We start from the raw sequence: 19,601 nt of genomic DNA, 5'->3' as shown, positions 1-19,601 counted from the left end.
AGCCCTTCGCGCGACATGCCGAGATCGATCCCGGTGCGGCCATTTCTCAACCGGAGCGGCCCCATGCTAGTCGCCCTTCCATGATTCGCTGCAAAACGGCTCCTTCGACCAGTTCGCCGACGCATGACTGAGATCCGGCATCTCAATATCGGCGGGGATCGCAGTCTCGCCTACCGCCATCGCTCCGGCCGCGGCCCCACGCTGCTCTTTCTCCCCGGCTATATGTCCGACATGGAGGGCGGGAAGGCGACGGCGCTGGACGCCTGGGCGGAGGGGCAGGGCCGCGCCATGCTGCGCTTCGATTATGCGGGGTGCGGCGGCAGCGAAGGCGATTTCGGCGCGCAGACGCTCGGCGGCTGGCGGGACGATGTGCTCGCCCTGATCGACGAGATTGTCCAGGGACCGGTGGTGCTGGTCGGCTCGTCCATGGGGGGCTGGCTGATGCTGCTGGCGGCGCTGGCGCGGCCGGAAAGGGTGGCGGGGCTGGTCGGCATCGCGGCGGCGCCGGACTTCACCAGCTGGGGCTTCACCGAGGATCAGAAGATGACGATCCTGCGCGAGGGGCGGCTGGAAGAGCCGTCGCCTTATGGCGAAGCGCCTTATGTCACGACGCGCGGCTTCTGGGAGAGCGGCGAGGCGCTGCGGCTGCTCCATTCCGACGTCGCGATCGACTGCCCGGTCCGGCTGCTTCACGGCCAGGCCGACACCGACGTCCCGTGGACCTGGTCGCTCGAGCTGATGAAGCGGCTTCGTTCAGCCGACGTGCAGACCGTGATCGTCAAGGACGGCGACCACCGCCTCTCGCGCGAGAGCGACATCGCGCTCCTGATCGGGACGGTGCAGACACTGCTGGAGGCTCTGTGATTTCCTTGTTGCTGGCGCTTGCCGCCGTCCAGGCCGAACCTCCGGCTCAGTCTCAAACCCAGCCCCTCTCGGACCAGGAAGCCTCCGCGAAATGCGCGGGCCTGGTGAAGAGCGACGCGGAGCAGGCGGTCGTCATCGCCAATGACTGGCTGGTGAAGGGCGGCGGCATGTTCGCACGCCAATGTGCCGGCCAGGCCTATGCGGCCCTGGGCCGCTGGGAGGCCGCCGCGGGGGCTTTCGCCGAGGCCGCCAAGGAAGCGGAAACCAGTGTCGATCCCCGTCGCGCGGACTTCTGGGTTCAGGCCGGCAACGCCTGGCTCGCCGCCGGAAACGGCGCGCGGGCGCGGGAAGCCTTCGACAAGGCGCTCGCCACGGCGCTGCTGACACCGCAGCTTCGCGGCGAAGTCTATCTGGATCGGGGCCGGGCCGGCGTCCTTTTGAACGACATGGCCGGCGCCCGCTCCGATATCAACGAAGGGCTGCAGCTGGTGCCCGACGACCCGTTCGGCTGGTATATTTCGTCGGCCCTAGCCTTGAAGGAGGGGCTTCTCGCCCGCGCCCAGGACGATATCGCCGAAGCGGTGCGGCTGGCGCCGGAAGACCCCAACCTCCTCGTTCATGCGGGCAATGTCGCCGGCATTTCCGGCGAAATCGAGGCGGCGAAGGGCCTCTATGCAAAGGCGATCCGGGTCGCGCCGGATTCCGATGCCGCCAAGGCGGCCCGCGCGGCGCTGGCGGCCAATGCCTCGCCGCCCGACAATCCGCCCCAGCCTCAGTCGAGATAGAAGTCGATCGTCGTCACCACCCGCACCTTCTGGAAGGGCGAGTCATTGCCGGAGCCGCTGTCCTCGCCATCACGCGCGCCGATCGAGAAATAGCCCTGGGTGGCCTGCTTGATGCCGCCGACGCTGGTGCCCGAATCCTCGGCGAACTGCTCGGCGCCGCGGCGCGCATCCTTGGTGGCCTCGGCGATCATCGCCGGCTTCACCTCGTTCAATTTGGTGAAGCTGTAGACCATGCCCGATCCCTCCTCGATGGCGACGCCGGCGCGGATGAGGTCGAACTGGCGGCCAAAGGCGGCGCGTGCCTTCATGACGTCATTGGTGCGAAGCTGGAGGCGGCGGCGGACCGTGACCGTGTTCACCCCGCGATTGCTGTCGTACCATTGATTGACGCCCACCCCGGCGCTGGTCACGTCCTCGTCGCGGAAGCCCGCCTGACGGAAGAAATCCGTGATGGCCCGCGTATCCTCGCCGATCGCGGACTGGACCGCGCCGAGCTCCGTTCCCTGTTCGGTATAGGCGACGGTCCATGTGGCGAGGTCCGCGGTCACATCGCGCTCGGCGAGGCCGCGCACCGTCACGGAACGGTCCGCCATCCGCGCCCGCCTCAGCCCATCACCCAGGAGATAGCCGCCGATGATGACGCCGAGAGCAAGGATGCCGGCGGCGATGAGGCTGTGATGGCGGTTCATGGATATCGTCCCTCAAGGTGGCGAACGCGCCGCCCCATCCCCATAGTAAACGCTTGCCGCGCTGTCGGACAGATGAACGATTGAGGAGCCGGAATGAAATATCTCCACACGATGATCCGCGTGTCCGACCCGGAGGAAACGATCCGCTTCTTCAATTTGCTCGGTCTCCGCGAGCTCAGGCGCATGGACAATGAGAAGGGCCGCTTCACCCTCATTTTCCTCGCCGCGCCGGGCGATGAGGACGCGCAGGTGGAGCTCACCCATAATTGGGACGAGCAGGGCTATGGCGGCGGCCGCAATTTCGGACATCTCGCCTACCGCGTCGACAATATCTACGAGACCTGCCGGCGGCTGATGGACGCGGGCGTCACGATCAACCGTCCGCCCCGCGACGGCCATATGGCGTTCGTCCGAACGCCCGACGCCATCTCGATCGAATTGCTGCAGGCCGGCGCGGCGCTGGCTCCGGCCGAACCGTGGGCGTCGATGCCGAGCAGCGGCGAGTGGTAACGGCGATGCCCCGCCTCCTCCTCAACATCGACGTTCCCGACATCGCCGCCGGCGAGGCTTTCTATACGACGGCGCTGGGGCTCCATGTCGGGCGCCGCTTCGGCCCCGATTTCGTCGAGCTGCTGGGCGCGCCCTCGCCGATCTACCTTCTGAAGAAAGAGAGCGGGACTTCGATCGGCCCGGCAGGCGGCGACACGCGACGATACGACCGACACTGGTCGCCGATCCATCCTGATTTCGTCGTCGAGGATATGGATATGGCGATCGAGCGCGCCGTCGCCGCGGGCGCGGTGCGGGAGGGCGAGACGTGCGACGCGCCTTATGGCAGGCTCGCCATGTTCGCCGACCCGTTCGGCCACGGCTTCTGCCTCATCGAGTTCAACGCGGAGGGCTATGATGCCATCGTCACTTGAGATCGTCCGCATTCCGGCGCTCAGCGATAATTATATCTGGCTGGTGCACGATCCGGCCTCGGACGAAACCATGGTCGTCGATCCGTCCGTGGCGGACCCGGTGCTCGCCGAGGCCAAAGCGCGGGGCTGGCGGATCAGCCAGATATGGAACACCCACTGGCATCCGGACCATACCGGCGGCAACGCGGCCATCAAGGCAGCGACCGGGTGCACGGTCACCGGCCCCGCCGCCGAGGCCGCGCGCATCCCGACGCTCGACCGGCTGGTCGCCGAGGGCGATGTCGTCAAGCTGGGTGCGATCGAGGCGACGGTGATGGAAGTCCCCGCCCATACCGCCGGCCATATCGCCTACTATCTGCCGTCGGAGGAAATCGTCTTCGTCGGCGATACCCTCTTCGCCATGGGCTGCGGCCGCCTGTTCGAAGGTGAGGCGGCGCAGATGCACGCCAACCTCCAGCGCCTGGCGCGGCTTCCGGAGGAGGCGAAAGTCTATTGTGCGCATGAATATACGCTCGCCAATGGCCGCTTCGCGCTGACGGTCGAGCCCGACAACGAGGCGCTCCGACAGCGCATGGCCGGTGTCGAGGCCATGCGGGCTGCGGGCGAGGCGACGGTGCCGACGACGATCGCGCTGGAACGCGCGACCAACCCCTTCATGCGGGCGGAATCGGCGGAAATGCTTGCCGAATGGCGCCGCGCGAAGGATAATTTCTAGTTCCGAAAGGGGGGCGACTCGGACGCTCATGCGTTGAGCACAAGAGGAGGTCGCCATGAAGAAACTCCTATTATCGTCCTTCGCTCTAACCGCCCTGCTTGCCTGCGCCGCTTCCGGCCCGGTCGAGCGGAGCGCCCGCGCCGAAGCGGAGCTCGCGGATGAGCTGGAAGGCCGGGTGGCGGGAGAGCCCGTCTCCTGTGTCGACCAGCGTGATATTCGCGGCCAGGAAGCCGTGGGCGATGGCCTGATTCTCTTCGAGGGAAGAGGCGACGTCGACTATCTCAACCACCCGCGCGGAGGTTGCCCGACACTCAATTTCGGCCGGACCCTGGTTTTCGACAGAACGACCAGTCGCCTGTGCGAAGGCGAAATCGCGAGTGTGGTCGAGGCGGTCAGCGGCGGTAGCTACGGCTCCTGCATCCTGGGCGAGTTCACGCCCTATCGCGAAGCCGACTAGCGTTTGTAGAGCGCGTCGAGACGCGCGCCGTACGTTTCCTTCAGCACATGGCGCCGGATCTTGATCGACGGCGTCAGTTGCTGGTTCTCGACCGTGAAGGGTTCGTCGGCGAGGACGAAGCGGCGCACCTTTTCGATCACCGACAGGTCGGCATTGACCCGGTCGACGGCCCCGGACAGCGCCCTGAGATATTCCGGATCGCGCCCCAGTTCGGCGAAGTCGAGCCGCTTGCCGTTCGCTACCGCCCATTCGGCGGTCCAGTCGCAATCGGGGACGATGAGGCCGACCAGATAGGGTCTCTTGTCGCCGACCACCATCGCCTGGACGATCTCGGGCTGGAGCGTCAGCATGCCCTCCACCTTCTGCGGCGCGACATTGTCGCCCTTGTCGTTGATGATGAGGTCCTTCTTGCGGTCGGTGATAACGATGCGGCCCACCTCGTCGAGGTGGCCGACGTCACCGGTATGCAACCAGCCGTCGACGACCGTCCGCTCGGTGAGCGCCGGATTGCGCCAATAGCCCGTCATCACCAGCTCACCCTTGACGAGTATCTCGCCGTCGTCGCCGATCCGCACTTGCGTATTCTTCAGCGGCGGACCGACCGTGTCCATCTTGAGGCCCGTCTTGGGCCGGTTGCAGCTGATCACCGGCGCGGCTTCGGTCTGGCCGTAGCCCTGGAGCAGGGTGAGGCCGAGCGAATGGAAGAAGATGCCGACCTCCGGATTGAGCGGCGCCCCGCCCGAAACCATCGCCTTGATCCGGCCGCCAAAGCGCTTCCGGATCTTGGGTCTGAGGGTTCTCTCCAGCACGAAATCCATCGGTCGGTCGCGGAGCGGGGTCGGCCCGGCATAGCTTTTTCCGCCGATGTCCAGCGCCCGATCTAGCAGGAAATTGGTGAGCCGCCCCTGCTTCTCGATCGCTTTCAGGATACGCTGGCGCAGCACCTCGAACAGCCGCGGCACGACGACCATGATGGTGGGCCGCACCTCCTCTATGTTGGAGGCGAGCTTTTCGAGACCTTCGGAATAGTAGATCTGCGCGCCGAGGCCGATCGGGAACATCTGCCCGCCCGAATGCTCATAAGCGTGGCTGGCCGGGAGGAAGGAAAGGAAGATCTCGTCGTCCCAGCCGAAGTCCTCGGAGATGACGTCGGCGCAGCCCTCGACATTGTGGAGGATGGCACCGTGGTGCAGCATGACGCCGCGTGGCGCGCCGCCGGTGCCGCTGGTGTAGATGAGGCAGGCGAGGTCGCCCCGGGCGAAGGTGGCGCCGGCGGCGCCGGCGGCGACGTCCGGCGCATGGCCTTCGACCAGCCTCTTCCAGTCGTGGAAATGGACGGTGCCGCTCTGGCCGATGGCGAACGGCTCGATGCCGATGACATGCTCGCAGGCGGAGCTTCTGAGCACGGCCGGCAGCAGCGGCCTCGCCAGCTTCTGGCTGGAGACGATGACGGCGCGGGCGCCGCTGTCGTCGAGGATATGCTGGTGGTCGCGTTCGGTATTGGTGGTGTAGGTCGGCACGGTCACGCAGCCCGCCGCCATGATGGCGAGATCGGCGATGCACCATTCCGGCCGGTTTTCCGAGACGAGCATCACGCCGTCGCCGGGCTTGAGGCCGATGCCCTTCAATCCCGACGAGAGCGAAGCCACCGCCTCGGCGGCCTCGCGCCAGCTCGTCGAGCCCCATTCGCCGTTCTTCTTGGCCCAGAGGAACGGCGCGTCGCCCTTCTCCGCCGCGCGGGCGAAGAACATCGCGACCAGGTTGGGGAAATGTTCGAGCTGACGCGCCATGGCTACTCCCTCAGCCACACGCCTTCGCTGCGCGGATCGGCCGCGCCGCGCCAGCCGTCCGGCGTCCATTCGATCGCATTGGCCTTGAAGCCGGCAGCTCGGGGTGTGGGTTTCAACCCAAGCGCGGCAAGTTCGGGGATCATGCCTTCGAGCCACGTGCCCTGCTCCACCGACACCCGGTCGCGCATGCCGATGATCTGGGGGAGCGCGATCGCCTCCTGGGCCGACAAATTCCAGTCGAGCACGCCGATCAGCGCCTTCGCCACCTGGGCGATGATGGTAACGCCGCCCGCCGCTCCGATCGCGATCCGGACCTTGCCGTCGGGTCCGTAGACGATGGTCGGCGACATCGAGCTGCGCGGCCTCTTGCCGCCTTCGACGCGGTTGCCGACCGGCTGGCCGTTCACCTCGGGCACGATGGTGAAGTCGGTGAGCTCGTTGTTGAGGAAATAGCCGTTGGAGGTGAGGCCGGAGCCGAACGCCCCTTCGATCGTCGAGGTGACGCTGGCCACGTTGCCGCGACTGTCGACGGCGACCATGTGCGACGTCGAAGGCACCTCCCCGTCTGCGACGGCCGGCATCGGCTTGGCGCCGGGCGGATGGCCCGCGGTCACGCGCGGGATGGAGCTGTCGGGCGAGATCAGCCGCGCGCGCGCGGCGAGGTAGCCGGGGTCGATCAGGCCCGCGACCGGCACGTCCATATAGTCCGCGTCCGCCTGATAGACCTCCCGATCGGCGTAGGCGAGCCGCATAGACTCGGCGATGAGGTGCCAGGCGACGGGGCTGTCCTTGCCGAGCGCGGAGAGATCGAAGCCTTCGAGCTGCTTCAGGATCGCGAAAACCGTCGTCCCGCCGGATGAAGGCGGACCCATGCCGCAGATTCGATATTCGCGATACATGCCGCAGACCGGCGGGCGTTCCTTGGCGTCGTAGCTGGCGAGGTCGCCGAGGGTCATCGGCGATGGGTTGCGTGACGCGGTGCGCACGGTCTGGACCAGGTCCTGGGCGGGCGGGCCGATATAGAAATAGTCCGCGCCCCGCGCCGCCAGCGTTTCGAGAAACTGCGCTAGCTCGGGATTTTTGAGGATCGTGCCCACCGGCTTCGCCGTAGCGTCGGCACCGAAGAACTGCTCGCGCGCCCAGGGCGAGGCGATATGGTCGCTTCGCGCCAGCGCGTTGTGCAGGCGGGGTGTGACCTCGAAGCCGTCGCGGGCAAGCCGGATCGCAGGCTCGAATAGCCTGGCCCAAGGGAGCTTTCCCTGCTCTTCATGGACCAGCGCCATCATGCGCAGATTACCCGGAACACCGACGCTCTTCCCGCCCGGGACCGCCGCGGAATGGGACATCGGCTCACCATTCTCGAAGAAATAGGTCGGTGTGGCGGCGGCCGGCGCGGTCTCGCGCCCGTCGTAGGTCTCAATCTCGCGACCTTCGGCGTCGTGGTGGACGAAGAAGCCGCCGCCGCCGATGCCCGAGGATTGCGGCTCGACCACGGTAAGCGCCAGCATCATCGCGATCGCGGCGTCAGCCGCGCTGCCCCCGGCCCGTAAAATCTCGCGCCCCGCCTCGCTGGCGCGGGGATCGGCCGACGAGACGGCGCCGCGCGCTTCGGAAGGCGTTTCGGGCGAACGGGCGGCGGTCGAGGGGGCTACGCAGGCCGAAAGGAGTAACAGAGGCAGCGCCAGCCGGGTCAGGACATTGAGCATGGACGGGGACACTAGCCAGCTTTGGCCCGCCCGCAAGCGTCAAGCGCCGACGGCGTCCGCCAGGCGGGCGAAGCCGTCGCGCCGCAGCAGGCGTTTGAGCTCGGAGGCGATCGATCTGGCGAGACCCGGCCCCTGATAGACTAAAGCCGAATAAATCTGAATGAGGCTCGCCCCCGCGCGAATGCGGTCATAGGCGTCGACACCATTCTCGATGCCGCCGGCGGCGATCAGCGGCAGGGACGGCCCGGCGGCCATGCGGAAGTTCTTGAGCCGCTGGAGCGCCAGCCCCTTGAGCGGTGCGCCCGAGAGGCCCCCCGTCTCGCCGTGATGCTTCGATTTGAGATGTGGGCGGGAAATCGTCGTGTTGGAAACGATGAGGGCATCGATCCGCCGCGCCATCGAGACCTCGACGATATCGCCGATCTCCGACGAATCGAGATCCGGCGCCACCTTGAGGAAGACGGGCGGTCCCGCGCCTCGCGCCTCCGTCACCGCCGCCAGCAATTCGTCCAGCGCGGCCTTGTCCTGGAGCGCGCGCAGCCCCGGCGTGTTGGGCGAGGAGATGTTCACGGTAAGATAATCCGCCACGCCCATCATCGCGGTCACGCCCGCCGCATAATCGGCGATGCGGTTCGCGCTGTCCTTGTTGGCGCCGATATTGACCCCGACGATACCGCCCTTCCGCCGCCGCGCCTTGAGCCGGGCCAGAGCCGCCGCCTGCCCGTCATTGTTGAAGCCCATGCGGTTGATCACCGCCCGGTCCTCGGCGAGGCGGAAGAGACGCGGCTTGGAATTGCCGGCCTGGGGCAACGGCGTCAGCGTGCCGACCTCGGCAAAGCCGAAGCCGAGCCGCAATATCTGGGCAAACACCTCGGCATTCTTGTCGAAGCCGGCGGCCAGGCCGACCGGATTGGGAAACTGGAGCCCGGCCACCTTGATCGACAGCATTGGGTCCGGCGCCAGCGGCCGGCCCGTCGGGAGCGCCTTGAGCGACGCCAGCGTGAGATGATGCGCGCGCTCGGCGTCGAGGCTGAAAATCAGCGGGCGAAGGAGGGGGTAGAGCGCCATTGCCGGCGCTATGGCACCGGCCGCAAGGCTGGTCAAAGCGTGTCGTTTCTCTAGGGTCCCCATAACGATTCACGAAAAGAGGATGCCGCGCCCCATGACTCGAATTCTCCTGTTCGCCTCCACCGCCCTCCTCGCCGCCTGCGCGACCGCCCAGGATATCGCGCCCGTCGAAACCGCCTCGACGGCTCCCCCCGCTGAAGCAACGCCCGCCGTGCCCGCCGAGGACAGCGCCGAGCTCGCCGCCTTTTTCGAGGCCTATGATCAGGCCCAGCTGGAGCTTTCGCCGCTCTCCAAGGCCTATCGCGGCATCGTCGACGAGGATTACGGCACGTGGGGCGAGTTCACCGACGCCGCCGCCGTCAAGGAACACGAGCTCGACCTGCGCTACCTCGCCGACATGAAAGCCAAGTTCGACCGCGAGGCGCTGTCGCCGGCCGACCGCCTCTCCTACGAGCTGTTCGAGAATATGGTGATGCGCAGCGAAGGCGCGTTCAACTTCCGCAAGAACCACTACATCTTCGACCAGATGAACGGCGCGCAGAGCCAGCTTCCCGCCTTCCTCATCAACATCCACAAGGTGACCGACCTCGCCACCGCCGAAGACTATGTCAGCCGGCTTGAAGGCATCGACGAGGTGATGGACCAGCTCGTCGCCCAGGCGAAGGAGCGGCAGGCGATGGGCGTGCTCCCGCCCGACTGGGTCTACCCCTACGTCATCAGCGATTCGAAGAACGTCATCACCGGCGCCCCCTTCGGGCCCGGTGCGGATTCGGCGCTGTTCGCGGACCTCAAGAAAAAGGTGAACGCGCTTTCCATCTCCGAGGCCGAGAAGGAGCGCCTGATCGCCGAAGGCCGCACCGCGCTCGTCGAGAATGTGAAGCCCGCCTATGAGAGCATCATTGCCCTCATGGAGGCGCAGCAGAAGGTCGCGCCCACGGACGACGGCATTTGGCGCCTCGCCAACGGCGCCGATTATTACAACGAGCGCCTCGGCTACTACACGACCACCGACTACACCGCCGAGCAGATACATGATATCGGCCTGCGCGAGGTCGAGCGCATCCACGGCGAGATGCGCGAGATCATGAAGCAGGTCGGCTTCGAAGGCTCCTTGCAGGACTTCTTCCAGCACCTGCGCACCGAAGATCGTTATTATTACGACACCGAGGAAGCCTATCTCGCCGAGGTCCAGCGCAAGGTGGACGCGATGGAAAAGGCGCTCCCCGGCTATTTCAACACGCTGCCCAAGGCATCTTTGGTGGTGAAGCCGGTCGAGCCCTTCCGCGAGAAATCGGCGGGCAAGGCCTTCTACAGCAGCCCCGCCCCGGACGGCTCGCGCCCCGGCACTTATTACGTGAACCTCTACAACCTGCGCGACATGTCCAAGACCGAGCTGGAGGCCCTGGTCTATCATGAGGGCATTCCTGGCCATCACCTTCAGCGCACGATCCAGACCGAGCTGGGCGGTAAGGTGCCGCCCTTCCGCCAGTTCGGCGGCGTCACCGCCTATACCGAGGGCTGGGGCCTCTATGCCGAGGAGCTCGGCAAGGACATGGGCTTCTACGACGATCCCTATTCCGATTTCGGCCGCCTCGGCATGGAGCTGTGGCGCGCCGCCCGCCTCGTCGTCGACACCGGCATCCACCACAAGCGCTGGACCCGCGAGCAGGCGATCGAATGGCTGAAAGAGAACACGCCCAACCCGATCGGCGACATCGAAAAGGGCATCGAGCGCTACATCGTCTATCCCGGCCAGGCGACTGCTTACATGATCGGCAAATTGAAGATCATGGAGCTGCGCGAGGAGGCGCGGGCGAAGCTTGGGGACGAGTTCGACATCAAGGCCTTCCACGACGCGGTCCTGCTGTCGGGTCCGGTGCCCCTCGACGTGCTGGAACGCAATATCGACAAATGGGTGGCGGAACAGTCATAGTTCCCCGGCGAAAGCCGGGGTCCAGTCGGGCACTGGAGGGACTAGAATTTGGGAGTCATGCACTCCCCCTCATCCGGTAATGAGCCCCGGCTTCCACCGGAACAAGCGCTTGACCTCCCTCGCACTTGCCCCCACATGCCCAATCGGAACGAATCGATCCGATTGGAGCTTATGCGCCTTACGTCTCTCGCCGATTATGCCGTCGTGATGATGGCCGCAGCCGCCCGGCATACCGAGGCGGGGGGCGGCGAGGCGCGGTTGTCGGCGGCGTTGCTGGCGGAGGAGACGGGCGTGCCCCTCCCCACGGCGCAGAAGCTGATGGGACGGCTCGCCAGCGCCGGCCTGCTCAGCTCCGCGCGCGGCACGGGCGGCGGCTTTCGCCTCGCGCGGGACGCGGGCGGAATCACCCTTGCGGACATTATCGAGGCGGTCGAAGGGCCGATCGCCATGACCAACTGCATCGAGGCCGGCGGCCACGAATGCGCCATCGAAGGACATTGCCAGGTGAAGCCGCATCTCCACGCCGTGAATGGCGCCGTGCGCGGCGCGCTCGCGGGCGTGAGCCTTGCCAGCCTGGCGGAGGTGAATTGACGTGACGGACGTGCGTAACAAGGAAGCCCATGAGGCCGCCGAGCGCGCCTCGAAATACGAATGGGGCTTCACCTCCGACATCGAGCAGGAATTCGCGCCCAAGGGCCTGGGCGAGGACACGGTCCGCTTCATCTCGGCCAAGAAGGGCGAGCCGGAATGGATGCTGGAGTGGCGGCTCAAGGCCTATCGCGCCTGGCTGACGATGGAGGAGGTGACCTGGGCGAAGCTCGACATCCCGCCGATCGATTTCCAGGACGCTTATTATTACGCCGAGCCCAAGGCGAAGGAGAAGCTTGGATCTCTCGACGAGGTCGATCCCGAGATCCTGCGCGTCTATGAAAAGCTCGGCATCCCGATCGAGGAGCAGAAGGTGCTCGCCGGCGTCGAGGGCGCGCGCAAGGTGGCGGTGGACGCCGTGTTCGACAGCGTCTCGGTCGCGACCACCTTCCGCGAGGAGCTGAAGAAGGCCGGCGTCATCTTCCTCTCCATCTCGGAAGCCATCCGCGAGCATCCGGAGCTGGTCCGCAAATATCTCGGTTCCGTCGTGCCGCAGCGTGACAATTATTTCGCCTGCCTCAACGCCGCGGTCTTCTCCGATGGCACGTTCGTCTACATCCCTGAGGGCGTGCGCTGCCCGATGGAGCTTTCCACCTATTTCCGTATCAACGCCGAGAATACCGGCCAGTTCGAGCGGACGCTGATCGTCGCCGACAAGGGCAGCTACGTCTCCTACCTGGAGGGCTGCACCGCGCCGATGCGCGACGAGAACCAGCTCCACGCCGCCGTGGTGGAATTGGTCGCGCTCGACGATGCCGAGATCAAATATTCGACCGTCCAGAACTGGTATCCGGGCGATGCCGAGGGCAAGGGCGGCATCTACAATTTCGTCACCAAGCGCGGCATCTGCAAAGGCGACCGCTCCAAGATTTCGTGGACGCAGGTCGAGACCGGCTCCGCCATCACTTGGAAATACCCGTCCTGCATCCTCAAGGGCGAGGGCAGTGTCGGCGAATTCTATTCGGTCGCGCTCACGAACAACCGCCAGCAGGCCGACACCGGCACCAAGATGATCCACATCGGCGCGGGCAGCAGTTCGACCATCGTCTCCAAGGGCATCAGCGCCGGCAAGTCCAACAACACCTATCGCGGCCTCGTGCGGGTGAATGCGGGCGCCGAGAATGTCCGCAACTTCACCCAGTGCGACAGCCTGCTGCTCGGCGATAAATGCGGCGCCCACACCGTCCCCTATATCGAGGTCAAGAACCCCTCGGCGCAGATCGAGCATGAGGCGACCACCTCGAAGATCAGCGACGACCAGATGTTCTACGCCCAGCAGCGCGGGTTGAACGCGGAGGACGCCGTGGCCCTCATCGTCAACGGCTTCGCCAAGGAAGTGCTGCAGCAGCTCCCGATGGAGTTCGCGGTGGAAGCGCAGAAACTGCTGGGGATCAGTCTGGAGGGAAGTGTTGGCTAACCCTCACAATCTCTACCGTGAACACCGGGTATATGCCCGCAAGGCCAACGAACTTGTCTTGTTCGTATGCTTGGAGCGGCTGTCGGACGGCAAGTTTGCCGTTAGCCAAGCGGAGTTTCTCCGCGAAGGAGATGACCTGAAGGAGCGGATGGCTCAGATCGCCGCGACGGTTGTCGAGCTGATGTTGGACGAGGATCCCGTAGAGAGGGTCGAATTCTTTGACACAATTGTCGAGGCGGTAAGCTCACATGAGCACGCCTTCGCCGACATGGACGAGTGGGTAGCGAATGCTCAAAATTGAAAACCTCCACGCCGAAGTCGACGGCAAGCCCATCCTGAAGGGCCTCAGCCTCTCCGTGAATGCGGGCGAGGTGCATGCGATCATGGGGCCGAACGGGGCGGGCAAGTCGACGCTCGGCTATGTGCTGGGCGGCCGGCCCGGCTATGAGGTGACCGAAGGCTCCGTCACCTTCCTGGGCCAGGACTTGCTGGAGATGGAGCCGGACGAGCGCGCCGCCGCCGGCCTGTTCCTTGGCTTCCAATATCCGGTCGAGATTCCCGGCGTCTCCAACGTCCAATTCCTGCGCACCGCGCTCAATGCCCAGCGCCGCGCGCGGGGCGAGAACGAGATTGGCGCCGGCGATTTCCTGCGCCTCGCCCGCGAGCAGGCCGACGCGCTCGACATCTCGATGGACATGATGAAGCGCAACGTGAATGTCGGCTTTTCGGGCGGCGAGAAGAAGCGCAACGAGGTCGTCCAGATGGGCCTCATCGCCCCCCGCCTCGCCGTCCTCGACGAGACCGACAGCGGCCTCGATATCGACGCGCTCCGCATCGTCGGCGACGGCATCAACCGCATCATGCGAGCGTCCGACAAGGCGGTGCTGCTCATCACCCATTATGAGCGCCTGCTCGAATATGTCCGCCCCGATTTCGTCCACGTCCTCCTGGACGGCCGCATCGTGCGCTCCGGCGGCGCAGAACTCGCCCGCGAGCTCGAGCGCGAAGGCTATGGAGCGATGGCGGCATGACTCCTCTCCGCGCCGAAGGCGCCATCCTTTTTCTCTGCGTTTCTGCGTCTCTGCGCGCAAAAAGAAATTGGTTCGCGCGGAGACGCAGAGGCGCAGAGAGGGAAGGTGCCAGATGAGCCTTCTTTCCCTTCCGTCTGCGCGTGAGGAAGCGTGGCGCTGGAGTGATTTGTCGGCTTTGCCGGCGATTGCCGGGCGGCAGCCCTCCGGTCGTTTGCCGGACGCGCTGCCGTGGATCGACTGCGCCTGCGACAGTCCGCGCCTGCTGTTCGTAGACGGAAGACTCGACCGGGAGCAGAGCCAACTCGGCCCCGTAAGCATCGGCCCCGTTACCACCCAGCCCGGCGATCACGCGCTGGCTCGTCTCGTTGGGCATGAAGGCTGGTCGCTGAAGCTCGGCCGCGATCATGCGCCCGCCGGCCTGGTCCAGATCATCCACGTCTCGACCGGCGCCGCCGACCATCTCGCCGCCGAGGTTTCGCTCGACTTCGACGCCCAGGCCTCCATCGTCGAAACCTATGTCGGCGAAGGCTGGGCCAACCGCCTGACGCGGATGTCGCTCGCCAGGGGCGCTCGCCTGATGCTGGCCCGGCGGCTGCTCGGAACCAGCGGTTTCGTCAGCCTCACCGACCGCGCCGAGGTCGGCGAAGGCGCGAGCCTCACCCTGACCACGCTCGCCGCCGGCGGCAGCGACAGCCGCCTCGACGGAGAGCTCGCCATCACCGGCGAAGCGGCCTTCGTCGAAGCGGGCGGTGCCTTGCTCGCCCGCGAGCGCCAGCGTCATGACGCCAATCTCGTCGTCCGCCACGACGCCGTCGGAGGCATGAGCCGCCAGCTCTGGCGCTCGGTCGCCGACGATCGCGCCACCTGCTCGGTCGCCGCCCGCGTCGAGGTCGCCCGCGATGCGCAGAAAACCGACGGCGAGCAGTCGCTGAAGGGCCTGCTCCTCGCCCGCACCGCGACGGTGAACGCCAAGCCCGAGCTCGAAATCTTCGCCGACGACGTCAAATGCGCCCACGGCGCCACCGTCGGCGAACTCGACAAGGCCGCCCTCTTCTACCTCGCCAGCCGCGGCGTCCCGCCGGAGGAGGCGAAAGCCCTCCTCACCCGCGCCTTCATCGCCGACGCGATCGACCGGATCGGCGAAGAGGCGGTGCGGGAAGCGTTTCATGGGGATGCGGGTGATTGGTTCGAAAACCCCTCTCCCATTTCGGGAGAGGGAGGGGCCCGCCGCGAAGCGGTGGGAGGGTGAGGGCATGGACGCCGTGACAGACCCTCACCCGACCTCGCTACGCTCAGCCACCCTCTCCCGAAATGGGAGAGGGGCTGCCGCGCCCCTTGACCGCGTTGCCGATTTCCCGGCGATCCCGGCCGGCTGGGCGTATCTCGACACCGCCGCCACCGCTCAGAAGCCGAAGCCGGTGATCGAGGCGATGAATCGCGCCTATGCCGAAACCTATGCGACCGTCCACCGCGGCGTTTACCAACGCTCGGCGGAGATGACGATCGCTTTCGAAGCCTCGCGCCGGCGCGTCGCGGACTTCATCGGTGCTGCCGCGCCCGAGGAGGTCGTGTTCGTCCGCGGCGCGACCGAAGGCATCAACCTGGTCGCGCAAAGCTGGGGTGGAACGAACCTCAAGCCCGGCGATCGCATCATGCTCTCGGTGCTGGAGCATCACAGCAACATCGTCCCCTGGCAGCTCATCGCCGAGCGCACTGGCGCAGAAATCGACGTAGTTCCGCTGACCGAGGATGGCCGCATCGACCTCGACGTCATGGCCGCCATGCTCACCCAACGCCACAAGCTGGTCGCCCTCGCACACGTCTCCAACGTCCTCGGCTCCGTCCTCGACGCCCGCCGCGCCGCCGATCTGGCCCATCGCGTTGGCGCGAAGCTTTTGCTCGACGGCTGCCAGGCGGTGCCGCGCATGCCGGTCGATGTCGCCGCCGTCGGCTGCGACTTCTACGTCTTCTCCGGTCACAAGCTTTACGGGCCGACCGGCATCGGCGTCCTCTGGGCGCGGAGCGACATCCTCGAGGCGATGCCGCCTTGGCACGGCGGCGGCGCGATGATCGACAAGGTGACGTTCGAGCGCACGACCTACGCCCCGGCACCCGCCCGCTTCGAGGCTGGAACGCCGCATGTGGTAGGCGTGATCGGCCTTCACGCCGCCATCGACTATGTCGAGGAGATCGGGCTGGAGGCGATCGACGCCCATGAGACCGCGCTCGTCCGCGAGGCGCGGGACGCACTCTCCGCCCTCAACAGCGTCCGCCTGTTCGGGCCGGAGGATTCGGCCGGGATCGTCAGCTTCGCGATCGAGGGGGTTCATCCCCACGACGTCGGCACCATATTGGATGAGAGCCAGGTGGCGATCCGCGCCGGCCATCATTGCGCCCAGCCGCTGATGGCGCATCTCGGCGTCGACGCCACCGCGCGGGCGAGCTTCGGGGTCTATAACGGCAAACAGGATGTCGAGGCTTTGGTTCGCGGCATCGAGCGAGTGACGAGAATTTTCGGATGAACGAGCAGCGCAAGATCGAGATCGAGGAAGTGAGCGAGGCGGTAAAGCCGCCCAAGGCGCGCGTCGGTGAGACATTCGAGCGCAAGCGCGACTATCTCGCTGGTTTTCTTTCGCAAAAGCCGGAGGAGGAGTCCCCGGTGGAGCCTGGCGGCGACCTTTACGAGGCGGTGATCGACGCGCTGAAGGAAATCTACGACCCGGAAATTCCGGTCAATATCTACGATCTCGGTCTCATTTACGACGTGAAGATCAGCCCGGAAAACCACGCCAAGGTGCTAATGACCCTGACGACGCCACACTGCCCCGTCGCGGAATCGATGCCCGGCGAGGTCGAACTTCGCGTCGGTGCGGTGCCGGGTATCGGCGACGCCGAGGTGGAGCTGGTCTGGGACCCACCCTGGGACCCGCAGAAAATGAGCGACGAAGCCAAGCTAGAACTGGGAATGCTGTGATGCAGGTGGGCTTCAACAGTTGCCGTTCGTCCCGAGCGAAGTCGAGGGGCGTATGTGATGAGTCCGTGCGAGCGCCCCTCGACTACGCTCGGGACGAACGAAAATCTTGGAAACTGATATGAGTACGACCACCACCAGAGCCCGCCCCGCCGCCCTGATGCTCACTCCCGCCGCCGAGGCGCGCATCGCCGAGCTGATGGGCAAGGCCCCCGACGGCACGATCGGTGTCAAGCTGTCGACGCCGCGCCGCGGCTGCTCGGGGCTCGCTTACTCGGTCGACTATGTCCACGAGGCCAAGCCCTTCGACGAGGCGATCGAGACGCCGGGCGGCACCTTTTATATCGACAGCGCGTCCGTCCTCTACCTCATCGGCAGCCGCATGGACTGGAAGGAAGACGATTTCACCGCCGGCTTCGTCTTCGACAACCCCAATGCCAAAGGCGCCTGCGGCTGCGGCGAGAGCTTTACGGTCTGATCAGAAGCCGAGCGTGTAGCGGATCGCCGCCCCCAGATCGTCGTCCGCCGCCTCAATATGGCCGGGCTCGGTCCGATAGAAGGCGTTGAGGCCGAGATCGCCGCCCATCAGACCCACGCTGTAGGCCGCCTCGAAATCGATCTCGCGACCCGTCGGGGCAAGATTGAAGAAACGCCGCTCGTATCCCACCGCGCCGGTCGCGTAGTCGTAGCTGACGGGAAGCGTGAGGTCGAAGCCGCCCGAGGTGACCCGTAGCGGCTGCATGATGCGAAAGGCGATCTTATCGCCGCCCAGGAATGCGCCCCGCTTCGACAGGTCCAGCGCCCAGGCGTCGGTGGAGAGGCGACCACGATCGACCAGCGCGCTCGTTCCGGGAAGCCTCGTCCAGCCGCGCCGGTAGCTCGCAAAAGCGCCCCAGCCCCGGCCGAGGTCGAAGGACGCGGTGCCGTCGAGAAAATGGCTGGTTGCCCCGCCGCTCGTGAACGCCGGACTGAAGCGGCCGCCGAGCACCGTCGCCTCTTCCTTGAGACGCGATATTCCGAGCGACAGGGTGGCGGGGCCGATGCGACGGTCCGCCGTCACCGCGCTGATGCCGTAGCCCGGCTGGTCGAGGTTGCGGCGAGGACCCGCCTGCCAAACCTCGCCCGCCTCGCGGGTGACCGTGAGCGAGACCGGTCCGACATTCTGACGAACGCCGATGCTCGTGCCCGCGTCGGCGAAGAAGCCGGTCCGCGCCAGCGGGTCGCGGGCGACGAGGAACGCATTGTCCTGATGGCTGGATAGTCGCTGCTGCAAGGTCCGGCCGCTCTCAGAAATCCCGAAGGCCACCGCCGTTTCCGGCGTCAGCCGGGTGAGAGCTGAACCGGCGATCACCTTCGCCCGCCGCGCATCGTCATGGGTGAGGCCCATCTGCGCGAAGCCCACCCAAGGCTGCCCCTGCATCTCGCGGTTGACGGTGAGCGTGACGGCCGTGGCGCCATTCGCCGCCACGGCCGAGCGCACGTGGCCGTGGAGGGCTTGGGTCAGCGGGCGGTCCTGGGGTGCTCGCGCCAAGGTCTGGGCGAGGTCGATGGCATAGGCACGCGAATAGCCGTCGAGGATGATGGCGCCCGTCATCTGTCCGGTCGCATCACCCATGGCGCCCGAAGTCTGGCCATTGTCGTTGAGCGAGACCGGCTCCGCGCTGCCGGCCAGGCTGGTCCGGCCCTGCGGCTGGAAGGCGCGGGCGATGTTGAGGATGCCGTGGCCGAACACGGCGTCGCGCCCGCTCACGCCCGCATCATCCGCCGTGCTTAGCAGCAGCTCGACGATCTGGGCGCCGGTAAGGTTCGGGAAGGCGCTCGCCAGCAACGCGGCGGCGCCGCTGATCACCGGCGCGGAATAGGAGGTGCCCGAAAAGAGGAAGGCTTCCCCGGTGTGGTCGAAGGAGAGGACGCGGTCGCCAAGTGCCGTCAGGTAATAGGCCGCGCCGGCCCCGGCCATGTTGGAGAAGCCTGCCATCTGGCGACCGGCGTCATGCGCGCCGGCGATGATGAAGGCGCCGTTCCCCGCTTGCTGCGCGGAGGACAGGGCCAGCTCGCTGGGGCTGGCGGCGCTGTCGTTGCCGGCCGACATCACCACGACGATACCCGCCTGGGTGGCGCGGCTGATGGCGCTTACGAGCGTGCTGCCGGGCGTCGATCCGCCGAGCGAGATGTTGATCACTTTCGCGCCATTGGCTCGGGCGAGGTCGACGCCCTGGGCGATGTCGCTGTCATAGTGGGCACAGCCGTCTTCCTCGCTGCAATCGGCCGGGTTGGACGAATTGAAGGAAAGAATCGTTGACTCGAAGGCGACGCCCATGATCTCCCGCCCGTTCCGGCCGGCCGCGGCGACGCCGGCGACCGACGTGCCATGGCCCTCGTTGTCGGTGACGCCGCGATTGGCGACGACGTCTTGGCTGGCCGGGTCGATCCGGCCGGAGAATTCGGCGAGGTTCGGATTGATGCCGCTGTCGATGACGGCAATCTTCACGCCTTGCCCTGTCGCGCCCGCCTCATAGGCGGTGAGAGCCTGCGCGGAGGCTGCTCCGTTCGAGCGCTGATATTCGGCATCGTCATAATCGGTGGCAGTCGGCGGCGGAGGCG

Annotated in this window: 20 protein-coding genes; 15 read left to right on the top strand and 5 right to left on the bottom strand. The window is 66.2% G+C overall.

What is annotated here, in order from left to right:
* Positions 1 to 123 precede the first annotated feature (123 nt).
* Both VIR62_RS00785 and VIR62_RS00780 read left to right on the top strand, forming a co-directional pair.
* On the top strand, positions 124 to 864 hold the full coding sequence (locus tag VIR62_RS00785; RefSeq protein WP_431867849.1) for an alpha/beta fold hydrolase: 741 nt from the start codon (positions 124 to 126) through the stop codon (positions 862 to 864).
* Entirely contained in the window at positions 861 to 1,649 is a 789-nt protein-coding gene (locus VIR62_RS00780) for a tetratricopeptide repeat protein (protein WP_431867847.1), read from the top strand. Before VIR62_RS00785 ends, VIR62_RS00780 begins: the two co-directional genes overlap by 4 nt.
* Here VIR62_RS00780 and VIR62_RS00775 read toward each other — a convergent pair.
* Positions 1,637 to 2,338 carry an SIMPL domain-containing protein gene (locus VIR62_RS00775; protein ID WP_431867845.1) on the bottom strand — a complete coding sequence of 234 codons (702 nt, stop codon included), beginning with the start codon at positions 2,336 to 2,338 and terminating at the stop codon, positions 1,637 to 1,639. The genes VIR62_RS00780 and VIR62_RS00775 overlap by 13 nt on opposite strands.
* A gap of 93 nt (positions 2,339 to 2,431) precedes the next feature.
* Between VIR62_RS00775 and VIR62_RS00770 the strand changes: the two genes are divergently transcribed.
* Genes VIR62_RS00770 through VIR62_RS00755 form a run of 4 tightly spaced genes read left to right on the top strand, consistent with a single transcriptional unit; the run spans position 2,432 to position 4,433 of the window.
* Positions 2,432 to 2,848: a VOC family protein gene (locus VIR62_RS00770; RefSeq protein ID WP_431867844.1), complete on the top strand. Its 417-nt coding sequence runs from the start codon at positions 2,432 to 2,434 to the stop codon at positions 2,846 to 2,848.
* Positions 2,849 to 2,853: 5 nt separating this feature from the next.
* Positions 2,854 to 3,261 (top strand): VOC family protein, encoded by a 408-nt coding sequence (locus VIR62_RS00765; RefSeq protein ID WP_431867843.1) that lies wholly within the window; start codon positions 2,854 to 2,856, stop codon positions 3,259 to 3,261.
* Complete coding sequence (gene gloB, locus VIR62_RS00760) at positions 3,245 to 3,976, top strand: hydroxyacylglutathione hydrolase (protein ID WP_431867841.1); 732 nt, start codon at positions 3,245 to 3,247, stop codon at positions 3,974 to 3,976. The genes VIR62_RS00765 and gloB overlap by 17 nt, the downstream gene beginning before the upstream one ends.
* Positions 3,977 to 4,031: 55 nt before the next feature.
* Positions 4,032 to 4,433, top strand: coding sequence for a DUF6491 family protein (locus tag VIR62_RS00755; protein WP_431867839.1), 402 nt, complete (start codon positions 4,032 to 4,034; stop codon positions 4,431 to 4,433).
* Here the strand turns inward: VIR62_RS00755 and VIR62_RS00750 are convergent.
* From VIR62_RS00750 to VIR62_RS00740, 3 genes are read right to left on the bottom strand one after another with little or no spacing between them, the layout of a single operon-like run.
* A complete protein-coding gene (locus VIR62_RS00750) occupies positions 4,430 to 6,223 on the bottom strand; it encodes an AMP-dependent synthetase/ligase (protein WP_431867837.1) in 1,794 nt (597 codons plus the stop codon). The two genes, VIR62_RS00755 and VIR62_RS00750, sit on opposite strands and share 4 nt — an antisense overlap.
* Positions 6,224 to 6,225: 2 nt before the next feature.
* On the bottom strand, positions 6,226 to 7,929 hold the full coding sequence (gene ggt, locus VIR62_RS00745) for a gamma-glutamyltransferase (RefSeq protein WP_431867867.1): 1,704 nt from the start codon (positions 7,927 to 7,929) through the stop codon (positions 6,226 to 6,228).
* 39 nt (positions 7,930 to 7,968) lie between these two features.
* Positions 7,969 to 8,997 carry a quinone-dependent dihydroorotate dehydrogenase gene (locus VIR62_RS00740; RefSeq protein ID WP_431867835.1) on the bottom strand — a complete coding sequence of 343 codons (1,029 nt, stop codon included), beginning with the start codon at positions 8,995 to 8,997 and terminating at the stop codon, positions 7,969 to 7,971.
* A gap of 94 nt (positions 8,998 to 9,091) precedes the next feature.
* On the opposite strand from VIR62_RS00740, the gene VIR62_RS00735 reads away from it, so the two are divergent.
* The 9 genes from VIR62_RS00735 (at position 9,092) to VIR62_RS00695 (ending at position 17,475) form a co-directional block, all read left to right on the top strand.
* A complete protein-coding gene (locus VIR62_RS00735; protein ID WP_431867833.1) occupies positions 9,092 to 10,930 on the top strand; it encodes a DUF885 domain-containing protein in 1,839 nt (612 codons plus the stop codon).
* A gap of 171 nt (positions 10,931 to 11,101) precedes the next feature.
* Positions 11,102 to 11,521 (top strand): RrF2 family transcriptional regulator, encoded by a 420-nt coding sequence (locus tag VIR62_RS00730; RefSeq protein WP_431867831.1) that lies wholly within the window; start codon positions 11,102 to 11,104, stop codon positions 11,519 to 11,521.
* A 1-nt stretch (position 11,522) separates the two neighbouring features.
* Entirely contained in the window at positions 11,523 to 12,995 is a 1,473-nt protein-coding gene (gene sufB / locus VIR62_RS00725) for a Fe-S cluster assembly protein SufB (RefSeq protein WP_431867830.1), read from the top strand.
* Positions 12,988 to 13,296, top strand: coding sequence for a hypothetical protein (locus VIR62_RS00720; protein WP_431867828.1), 309 nt, complete (start codon positions 12,988 to 12,990; stop codon positions 13,294 to 13,296). Before sufB ends, VIR62_RS00720 begins: the two co-directional genes overlap by 8 nt.
* The gene (gene sufC, locus VIR62_RS00715; protein WP_431867827.1) at positions 13,283 to 14,026 is read left to right on the top strand and encodes a Fe-S cluster assembly ATPase SufC; all 744 of its coding nucleotides are present in this window, start codon (positions 13,283 to 13,285) and stop codon (positions 14,024 to 14,026) included. The genes VIR62_RS00720 and sufC overlap by 14 nt, the downstream gene beginning before the upstream one ends.
* 112 nt (positions 14,027 to 14,138) lie before the next feature.
* On the top strand, positions 14,139 to 15,275 hold the full coding sequence (locus VIR62_RS00710; protein ID WP_431867825.1) for a SufB/SufD family protein: 1,137 nt from the start codon (positions 14,139 to 14,141) through the stop codon (positions 15,273 to 15,275).
* Positions 15,276 to 15,288: 13 nt separating this feature from the next.
* A complete protein-coding gene (locus VIR62_RS00705) occupies positions 15,289 to 16,548 on the top strand; it encodes a cysteine desulfurase (RefSeq protein WP_431867865.1) in 1,260 nt (419 codons plus the stop codon).
* Entirely contained in the window at positions 16,545 to 17,000 is a 456-nt protein-coding gene (locus VIR62_RS00700; RefSeq protein ID WP_431867823.1) for an SUF system Fe-S cluster assembly protein, read from the top strand. The genes VIR62_RS00705 and VIR62_RS00700 overlap by 4 nt, the downstream gene beginning before the upstream one ends.
* A 118-nt stretch (positions 17,001 to 17,118) precedes the next feature.
* Positions 17,119 to 17,475, top strand: coding sequence for a HesB/IscA family protein (locus VIR62_RS00695; protein ID WP_431867822.1), 357 nt, complete (start codon positions 17,119 to 17,121; stop codon positions 17,473 to 17,475).
* On the opposite strand, the gene VIR62_RS00690 is transcribed toward VIR62_RS00695, so the two are convergent.
* Positions 17,476 to 19,601, bottom strand: a 2,126-nt coding sequence (locus VIR62_RS00690; protein ID WP_431867820.1) for a S8 family peptidase, incomplete at its 5' end; no start/stop codon positions are given.

The sequence above is a fragment of the Allosphingosinicella sp. genome, from assembly GCF_036570505.1.
GTDB lineage: Bacteria > Pseudomonadota > Alphaproteobacteria > Sphingomonadales > Sphingomonadaceae > Allosphingosinicella.
This window is presented reverse-complemented; position numbering and strand designations above follow the sequence as displayed.